Below are 2,209 nucleotides of genomic sequence, written 5' to 3'. Positions count from 1 at the left end.
ACTATCATGGGCCGTCTGTGCGCTGACCCCGAGCTTCGCCGTACCCAGNGCGGGATTGCCGTCTGCAACGCCCGTATTGCCGTCGAGCGGGACTTCGCCGACCAGTCCGGCGAGAGAGCCACTGACTTTTTCGACGCCGTTGCCTGGCGCGGAACCGCCGAGTTCCTCTGCAAATATTTCGAGAAGGGCCGCAAGGTCCTGCTGGATGGCCGCCTCCAGACCCGCCAGTGGACTGACCGCGACGGCAACAAGCGTGTCTCCGTCGAAATCGTGGCCGAGAGCGTCTACTTCGCCGATTCCAAGCCCGCCGAGGCTCAGGGGGATACGGATGAGGGCCAACTTCCTTGGGCGTCCTAAACCGAAAATACCAACGGGGGGGCGTATAGCCTCCCCTGACTTTTTATCAAGGAGAAGCCGGCATGAAAAAATATCCCCAGCTGATTGACCCCGTGGAGGGCAGAATCTACATGAACAATAACGGCTCTACCTATCGCTGTACCCGGCGTATCGACAGCGAGACCGCTGTTATGGTCCGGGAGACGGACGGCTGGACGCTAATCGCCCATCGGGTCCGGCGCCTTGAGAACGGCAGCATCGAGTGGGACTGTTCGACCGGCGGCCACTGGCCCGGAGGGATTCCCCGAACTGGCCCCGGCTCCGTATTCATCCGAAAGGAGGACAAGCATGGAGACTAAAAAAATTTCCCTGGCTGACCGCCTGAACAGGCTGAGCGAGAGTGAGGCCGCGCACCCGGAGTATGACGGCTTTATCGTTCAGAGCATGGCCCGGATGCCCATTGCAAAATACATAGGTAACTACAATACCTTTTGCGACTTACAGATGCACACGGAAGTGCGCGAAGACCTGCCGTATCAGGAGACAGCAAAAGTTATCACTGNGCTTGTATCCGCCGGTCAGATGAAGCCGAAGGACAAAGAGCGGGTTGTCAAAGCCCTTGCCTCACCTATTATCAAAATTCAAAGGGCCTACGACGCGCATAACCCGGCCATGCTTCCATATTGCAAGCCCCAAAAAATCGCATCTCACCAGTCCCGGCAAGAGAATCTCGCGAGCCGTTTGGAGCATGTCGGAACAATCGCGGGGCCTCCCTACAACTGTAACCGTCTTCCCATCTGGAGGTTTTTCCTGGGTGTATGGGCCCTCACCGGAGATGAACAGGTCATGGACATCTACCTGGGCCATATCCANCCCCACATGCGCGATAAGAAGACCCAGTTTCAGGAGGCGGTTTGCAAATTCAACTGTTATCCCTCCCGGGAGCGAACGGCCCTGCTGTATAAAATTCTGGTGGAGCCGTTCGCGGCCCTTCCCTGAATGAAAGGGTACGGATAAGCGGCTTCTGTGCAATCTGGACAAGGCACCCCCAAGGCCAGGATCGCCCGCCTCCGGCGGGCGGTCCTGGCCTTGGGCTTATGCTACCATCTTCGACTACTCTCAGGAGGTAACATGACTACACCCAATATCATCAAAGAGACCTGCGAGGGTACTGTTTGCATCCCCCTCCAGGACGCACTTTTTCGCCGCCGGGAAATCTACTGCACCGGGGAGATTGACGCTGAGACTGCCAACAGTATCATCGTCCAGCTGCACTTCCTTTCCATAGAGGACCCCACTGGCGAAATCACCCTGTATATCAACAGCCCCGGCGGAGAAGTCAGCAGCGGACTTGCCATGTATGACGCCATGCAGGCCGTCTCCTGTCCGGTCAAGACCGTCTGTGTTGGCATGGCGGCGAGTATGGCGGCTGTTCTGTTTGCATCCGGAGCCAAGCGGGAAATCCTGCCCCATGCCCGTATTTTGATTCACGACCCGGTTATCTCCGGCAGTATCGGCGGCAGCGCCCTGAAACTTGACAGCGTCGCAAAAGACCTGATGCAGACCCGTGAAACCATGGGCAGGATTCTCGCCAAGCATACAGGCCACAGCCTGGAGGACGTCCTGAGCAAGACCGCGACGAATTCCTATTTTAATGCCAGCGAGGCCGNNGCNTGGGGGCTGGCGGANCGAGTAATAGAGGGATTTTGAGAAAAGAGGTGAATAGATGAAAAACAAATCCTGCCGTATCCTGGCCCGTGACCAGTGTATCAGCAACGACACCTGGACCACGGGCCTGAACAACAATGACCTGATTATAGGCCCGTCCGGTTCCGGCAAGACCAGGGGCTATGTGCTGCCCAATCTCTTGCAG

3 protein-coding genes are annotated in these 2,209 nt (G+C 57.2%); all 3 read left to right on the top strand.

The features are described 5' to 3' along the window. Positions 1-357, top strand: a 357-nt coding sequence (locus JX325_RS15605; RefSeq protein WP_204791975.1) for a single-stranded DNA-binding protein, incomplete at its 5' end; no start/stop codon positions are given. A gap of 62 nt (positions 358-419) precedes the next feature. Continuing rightward, on the top strand, positions 420-695 hold the full coding sequence (locus tag JX325_RS15600; protein WP_204791974.1) for a hypothetical protein: 276 nt from the start codon (positions 420-422) through the stop codon (positions 693-695). Between the two features lie 772 nt (positions 696-1,467). Beyond that, positions 1,468-2,046 (top strand): ClpP family protease, encoded by a 579-nt coding sequence (locus JX325_RS15595; protein WP_204791973.1) that lies wholly within the window; start codon positions 1,468-1,470, stop codon positions 2,044-2,046. Positions 2,047-2,209: the final 163 nt, after the last annotated feature.

The sequence above is a fragment of the Oscillibacter sp. CU971 genome (assembly GCF_905219725.1).
Classification (GTDB): Bacteria; Bacillota; Clostridia; order Oscillospirales; family Oscillospiraceae; genus Oscillibacter.
Note: the sequence above shows the minus strand (reverse complement) of the source record. Positions and strands in the feature narration are given on the sequence as shown.

What these genes read in the sequence shown, in the direction of transcription:
- JX325_RS15600 (WP_204791974.1), top strand. Translation starts at nt 420, where the DNA reads ATGAAAAAATATCCCCAGCTGATTGACCCCGTGGAGGGCAGAATCTAC.